This window comes from Paenibacillus sp. P4_E11 (assembly GCF_056401635.1).
This window is the reverse complement of record NZ_JBFUIX010000166.1, coordinates 1-6,604: the sequence shown is the minus strand read 5'-3', so window position 1 is coordinate 6,604 and position 6,604 is coordinate 1. Positions and strand designations below refer to the sequence as shown.

The window sequence follows — 6,604 nt, the reverse complement described above, 5'->3', positions numbered from 1 at the left end:
CATGTACACAATTAACAGATGCTGACCTAGATATAGTTGTCACTTTTGGACATGAAAATGAAAAGCAAGCAACCATACGCTGGGGCCTATGGCATATGGCAGACCATAGCCGCTATCATCAGGCTCAAATTAATCAACTTAGAAAGTGGTATAACGAATATTGTCTGTCAAATTAAAGGGACGAATGTTCAAAAGTGTACAATATAATAATCAAGTGGAACAAAATAATTTAGATAAGCAATATGGAACGGGTATTCATCGCGGGGGAAAAATGTATGAGGTCCATTTGAAGGGCTGCCACGTGGCAGCCCTTCACTCAGTTAGCGGGCAAATTAACGCAAAGAGCAACATTACGAGTCCAATTACTGGTACATCTGCACCTGCTGAAATAAAAAATTACAGAAACTTCCTTAGAGCAGACGACGTCTAATGTGTGAGGATAAAACTAATAATAATTCAAATCTATGTAAAAGGGAGGACTCTTAATGCTATTTAAAAATTGGGTTACCGGGGTAACTGCGCTTGTCATGCTCTGCGGTCTTACAGTTTCTGAGTCGCCGCGAACTGTTTCCGCTGCCGGTGCGGTGGTCAAGGTTCAGCTTCCGTCGTTTCCCGTTACCTTAAATGGCAAAAGCATAGACAGCAGTAACGCAGAGTACCCGCTGCTGGTTTACAAAGATATCACCTATTTTCCTATGACCTGGGAATACAGCCGGGCGCTAGGTCTGGACACCTCATGGAATGAGGCGGAAGGACTGCGCATTCGGGTAACTGGCGGCGGAGGCATGCCCCAGCCCGAGCTGGGATCCGACCGGAACGATCCGAAGGGCAACTATTCGGCTCAAGTCGTTGATTATCCGGTTCGAATCGGTGACAAGCCGATTCATCAGTCCGAGGAGCCCTATCCTATATTATCCTTTCGAAATGTGACCTATTTTCCGATGACTTGGCGGTTTACTAATGATGCGTTTCACTGGAAAACTTATTGGGACGATCGGGAGGGCTTCACGATTCTGAGCTGGCAAAATAAGCTGTGGACGGACATTTATCATGAGGATCATGAGTTCCTGTATCTTACTACGATGCTTCAGGGTAATATGCAATTAACGAAACTGAGCAAGACGCTGGACTCCGACCCCGAGCTTCTGGATGAATCGGAGAGGAAGATCGTGGATGCGGCGCGTACCAAACGGGCGGAGGAGCAAAGCAATAAATCGGAATTACAATGGGTCAATTCGGATGAAGACTTGCAGGAGGCAGGAGAAGACCTACAGTTTAATGGGACCCGGCTCATGTCCTGGAAGGAGATTCAGGATAAGCATGATAAATACTATAAGGAAAATCCTCGATATGAGGATAGAGGGATCAGGCGTTCCGCTAGCAAGCTTGTCCTTAGTAATCAAACGACACTGGTTAGTGTGAGCATCGGTTATTTGAATCATATCCCAGCGCCGTATACGCCGTACGAAACGGCTACATTTTTGATTAATGGTGGGGAAGCCAAACGATTGGAAGCGAGTCTTGGAACACCGGTTCTTGCTCCGGACGGATCGGTCTGGTTTTACAATCAAGCGCCAGGCAATATTAGAGTAAGCAATGGACACCTGCGGGGTACGCTGTCCTTGTTGCGAACCGATGGGACGCTGGAACTGATCAATCAGCGCTTCCCAAATGAGAAGTTTGGCTACCAAGATATAGGTTACATTGGATATGCTCAAGGGAATATGTACTTCCGAGTCTACAACAGATACCTAGATATGGAAGTATCGGATAACGATGGTGTCTATTTGATCGATTCCAATTATGATCTATTGCCCGTCGCACCGCCTGTGACAGGCAGAGTTGTGATGGACGACACGGGAAGGCTGTTCACGCTATCCGAGAAATACAACGAAGTTCGAGAACTGACGCAAGATAAGCTGAAATTTTGGTATGATTACCAGCTGGAAGAGCTTTTTAAAAGAAAATAAGGCATGAGAAATATCGAAGTTCCGCTTCAGAGCTGCCGCGGAACGATGCCGACAGCTCTATTAAGTTATCAGCATGTTAACGGTGAATTGGCGATCTTTTAGTGGATCATGGAAAATGATTTTAAGCCCGTCGTAGGATACCGTTTTCAGTTTCTCACGCAGCAGTCCGAATGGTGAAATGGAATTATTGACGGCGAAGTGTTTATCGTGGACGCACCAAACCGGTTGTCCTATACTTGGGGAGTCACCGGTGAGGAGCACACGGTCACCTGGACGCTGCAGGACTTAGGAGACGGAAAGGTTAAACTTCGTCTCGAACAAACCGGATTCTCAAATACTCAAGGACTCGAAGGCAGCTAGGTATGGCTGGGGTAATTGGTTCGGTGAGTTTGAAAAGGTGTTGGAACAATAACCGCATTCGGTAATTAATATCTCCTTCCCCAATGCTAAATTAATGAGTACGATAGTTGAATCCTGCTTGACCCGAATCAACATAAACCGGCTGCATGTAGTTTGCAGCCGGTTTATGTTGATTCGGACAATCTGACAAGTTCTTGTCGTTTCGGGTCGAGTTCACACTAAGTGAGTATGGATAAAGCTAGTATGTGATCGCCCTATTATCTAAGCCTTACTTATGCCGAAGAGGTGGATAACGTGAAAAGGTATTCTTTGCAAAGTCAGTAAAGTACAGACACACCCTGAATATTCGAGAAAAGTTATCGCATCACCTCCTGGTTAGAACAATAACAGGTGCAAGTTCGGGCTGCCCGACTTTCAATACACGATGAATGGTACAATGTGAATATAAGTAGAAATTAACACGATCGAAAGGATGATAAGCATGAGTGAATCTAATCAGGAGTATATCGTAATCTCGGGTGCGAGGGAAAACAATCTTAAGAACGTATCCTTGCGCATTCCCAAGCGGAAGATCACGATCTTCACCGGGGTATCCGGATCCGGCAAGTCATCGATCGTCTTCGATACGATCGCGGCAGAATCCACGAGATTGCTGAATGAGAACTTCAGCATGTTCGTGCGCAATTTCCTGCCCCGCTATCCGCAGCCGGATGCGGACGCGATCGAGAACCTGAGCATGGCTGTTATTGTGGATCAGAAGCGGCTGGGCGGCGGTTCCCATTCCACGATGGGCACGATTACCGATATCTCTCCCATTCTCCGTCTTCTCTTCTCCCGAGTGGGTCAGCCCTATGTTGGACAAGCGAACATGTTCTCGTTTAACGATCCGCAAGGCATGTGTCCCGAGTGCAACGGGATCGGTCGCAGCCTGTGCGTCGACATGAGCACGGCGCTGGACAAGTCAAAGTCGTTGAATGAAGGAGCAATCATGCTGCCGGGCTATGCGGTGAACGGCTGGGATTGGAACATGATCGTACAGTCGGGGCCCTTTGATCTCGACAAGAAGCTAAGCGATTATTCGGATGAGGACTTAGAACAACTGCTGTACGGCAAGGCGAGGAAAGTTAAGATGGATTTCGCAGGGAAGGCAATGAATATTACTGTGGAAGGTGTCATTGAGAAGTTTACCAACAAATACATCAAGCAGGATGTGAAGACGAAGTCAGAGCGCACACAACAAGCTGTTGCACCGTACATCACCGAGGGTAACTGCTCCAGCTGCCACGGCGCGAGACTCAGTCAGGCCGCACTCAACTGCAGGATCAATGGACACAACATTGCGGAGTTGTCCTCCATGGAGGTCGGACATTTCATTCGCATCATTCGGGAGATTGACGATCCTGTCGCCGCACCGGTCATCAAGTCGCTGACGGAGCGGTTGCAGCATCTGGTGGATATCGGACTTGACTACTTGACGCTGGACCGTGAGACTGATACATTGTCCGGCGGCGAGTCGCAGCGCGTCAAGATGGTGAAACACCTGAGCGGCAGTCTGGTGGATGTCAATTACATCTTCGATGAGCCCAGCGTTGGCTTGCACCCCCGTGATGTTCACCGGTTAAATGGATTGCTTCAGAAGCTGCGTGACAAGGGCAATACCGTGATTGTCGTCGAGCATGATCCCGATGTGATCAAGTTGGCGGATCATATCGTCGACGTCGGGCCTTACGCCGGCAGCCGTGGCGGTACCATCGTGTATGAAGGAAGCTTCCAAGGCCTGTTGGAGGCAGGTACGCTGACGGGCACCCATATGAAGCGGCCGCTCCAGCTGAAGCACGATTGCAGGCAGCCATCCGGCAAGCTGCCCATCAAGAATGCCACACTGCACAACCTGCGGAACGTGAGTGTAGATATTCCAACCGGAGTGCTGACAGTCGTTACGGGTGTCGCCGGCTCGGGCAAGAGTACGCTGATTAACGAAGTATTCCTCAGCCAGCATCCGGGAACGATCGTCATCGACCAAGCGGCGGTAGGGGTGTCAACACGCTCGAATCCGGCGACCTACACGGGCATTATGGATGATGTGCGCAAGGCGTTTGCTTCCGCGAATAAGGTCAACCAAGGCTTGTTCAGCTTCAACTCCAAGGGTGCTTGCGAGAACTGCCAAGGACTGGGTGTTGTGTCTACAGACCTTGCATTCCTCGACAGCGTGGAGCTGCCATGCGAAGTATGCGGAGGTAGACGGTTCAAGGAAGAGGTGCTCGCATACAAGCTAAACGGCAAATCAATAGCAGAAGTGCTGGAGATGACCGTGGAGCAGGCATTGGATTATTTTCAGCTAAAAGAGGTTGTGCGCAAGCTCCAGGCGATGAGTGATGTGGGACTGAACTATATTACACTCGGCCAGCCTCTCAGCACGCTCTCGGGCGGGGAATGCCAGCGAATCAAGCTGGCAAGCGAGCTGCATAAGAAGGGCAGCATCTACGTGATGGACGAGCCGACGACCGGCCTGCATATGTCAGATATCGGTCACCTTCTGGGGATCATGAACCGCCTCGTGGATGCCGGCAATACGGTGATCGTCATCGAGCACAACCTAGATGTGATCAGCCAAGCGGATTGGATCATCGATATGGGACCGGACGGAGGCAGCAAGGGCGGCGGCGCAATATTTATTGGCAACTTCCGATTTGACGATACGAGAAATTGCTAACCTAGTTGGCTGATAGTACGTTTCCATTTATCCGCTTCTTCAAATCGATGTATGGCAATAGCCCGAGACATTATAGAAAAATGTTGTTGAACCGGTATCTACTGGAATGAACACTCCCGCAGTGCAATCTCCTCCAGCCATTCGTTCAGCTCCCGAAAAGGATCCAGCTTTTAGACTGTAGAGCCGCCGATTAGCCATCGACTTATGACAAGAATTTGTACCGATAAATAGAAAAAACCTTCTTAAATCGCTGTGCTTGGATGTACTGCATCGGGGATAAATCGAACGATTGAAATTCTTTGTAGAAATACGAGGTTGAAACGAACTTAAGCCCGGCCAATTGGGAAACTTTTATTTTCTCGCCAAGATGCTCTTCGATATATTTCAATACCGATTCAAACTTTTCGGACTTTTTCATTTTTTCAAAACTCCCCGCTTTATAACGGGATATGGACAGAACAGTATCCAAAACAGAAAATAGGTGCTGCTTCACTTTCACAGCATTGAACAAAGCCATATTGTTACCGTTATGTTTGGCATGCATGAGATCGAAGATCTTGGCTTGCAGTTGCCCGATCTCGTTTCCGATTGCAACGGAAGTGATATAGGGGCTACCAATAGATCGATATGGGCTAGCACCGGCTTAGTTCCGCAGTGGTACATGAAAACCCCTGGAGTGTTGGCAGGATAGGATTAAGGGTATCTCCTTCTTGAACACGAAGGACTGGACCGGGAACAGTTCCATTGAATGTCCAGGCATTATACAAGACACCCTTCGAGATTTCTACATCGGTAATCTGAGCGGTCATTTCGATATACTATTTTTCCGTCTCTTGTTACGATCGGATCCACTGGAGGTTGGTTGACTTTCTGGACAACCAGAGTCAGATCATTCTTGGGTGTCTCCTTAATAGGGGCGTTGAACTGCAGCCTAAATATCGCATCCCCATCCTCAAAGGTTGATTCAGATCTGCAAGAGAGGACGGATTGTATGATTTCTATTCATAAGGAAAGAGATTACAACGTCAATCCATTCATCGTCATTTGGGAAGTTACACGAGCATGCGCTTTGAAATGTTTGCACTGCAGGGCTGAAGCACAGTATAGAGCCGATCCCCGTCAACTTTCTACAGAAGAAGGTAAAAAGCTGATTGATGAAATAGCCAAGATGGACCATCCATTGTTCGTTTTTACAGGTGGGGATCCTTTAATGCGGCCAGACTTATTCGAACTAGCCCGTTATGCTATAGAAGAGAAAAAACTTCCTGTTTCTATGACACCCAGTGCTATTCATTGGCGCGACGGCAACGGCTTATGTATCGGAACACCGAATCATTATCTCTGATCTTCTGTCCCTGCCAGGCCATCGCGAAGGTGAATTGGCTATAGAGCTTGCAAAGACGGCAGTCTGTGCGCTAGATCGTACAGCTGCCGTCCTTGTGGGTATTCATCTGGACCAACCGTCCAAACAGGACATTGAAGATATAGTGGCTGAAGCGAGAAGGGAAATGAAGCAGGTGCTCGAGCAATGGGCAGACCGGAATTGAGAACGATTATATTC

General features: G+C 48.2%; 4 protein-coding genes and 4 pseudogenes. 6 read left to right on the top strand and 2 right to left on the bottom strand.

Features of this window, described 5'->3' with window-relative positions:
• The 4 genes and pseudogenes from AC1DWB_RS30135 to AC1DWB_RS30120 form a co-directional block, all read left to right on the top strand.
• Positions 1-176 (top strand): annotated as a pseudogene (locus AC1DWB_RS30135) (DinB family protein); the annotation flags it as partial.
• A 309-nt stretch (positions 177-485) separates the two neighbouring features.
• Entirely contained in the window at positions 486-1,970 is a 1,485-nt protein-coding gene (locus tag AC1DWB_RS30130) for a hypothetical protein (protein WP_477544789.1), read from the top strand.
• Positions 1,971-2,078: 108 nt separating this feature from the next.
• A pseudogene (locus tag AC1DWB_RS30125) lies at positions 2,079-2,382 on the top strand (SRPBCC family protein); the annotation flags it as partial.
• Positions 2,383-2,811: 429 nt separating this feature from the next.
• The gene (locus AC1DWB_RS30120; protein WP_477544788.1) at positions 2,812-5,043 is read left to right on the top strand and encodes an ATP-binding cassette domain-containing protein; all 2,232 of its coding nucleotides are present in this window, start codon (positions 2,812-2,814) and stop codon (positions 5,041-5,043) included.
• Positions 5,044-5,245: 202 nt separating this feature from the next.
• Here the strand turns inward: AC1DWB_RS30120 and AC1DWB_RS30115 are convergent, their stop codons facing one another.
• Together AC1DWB_RS30115 and AC1DWB_RS30110 are read right to left on the bottom strand one after the other, a co-directional pair.
• Positions 5,246-5,461: an AraC family transcriptional regulator gene (locus AC1DWB_RS30115; RefSeq protein ID WP_477544787.1), complete on the bottom strand. Its 216-nt coding sequence runs from the start codon at positions 5,459-5,461 to the stop codon at positions 5,246-5,248.
• A gap of 206 nt (positions 5,462-5,667) precedes the next feature.
• Positions 5,668-5,861 (bottom strand): annotated as a pseudogene (locus AC1DWB_RS30110) (multicopper oxidase domain-containing protein); the annotation flags it as partial.
• A 173-nt stretch (positions 5,862-6,034) separates the two neighbouring features.
• On the opposite strand from AC1DWB_RS30110, the pseudogene AC1DWB_RS30105 reads away from it, so the two are divergent.
• Both AC1DWB_RS30105 and lpdD read left to right on the top strand, forming a co-directional pair.
• Positions 6,035-6,331: pseudogene (locus AC1DWB_RS30105) on the top strand (radical SAM protein); the annotation flags it as partial.
• Positions 6,327-6,590 (top strand): prenylated flavin chaperone LpdD, encoded by a 264-nt coding sequence (lpdD, locus tag AC1DWB_RS30100; RefSeq protein ID WP_477544786.1) that lies wholly within the window; start codon positions 6,327-6,329, stop codon positions 6,588-6,590. The pseudogene AC1DWB_RS30105 and the gene lpdD, both read left to right, overlap by 5 nt.
• Positions 6,591-6,604: the final 14 nt, after the last annotated feature.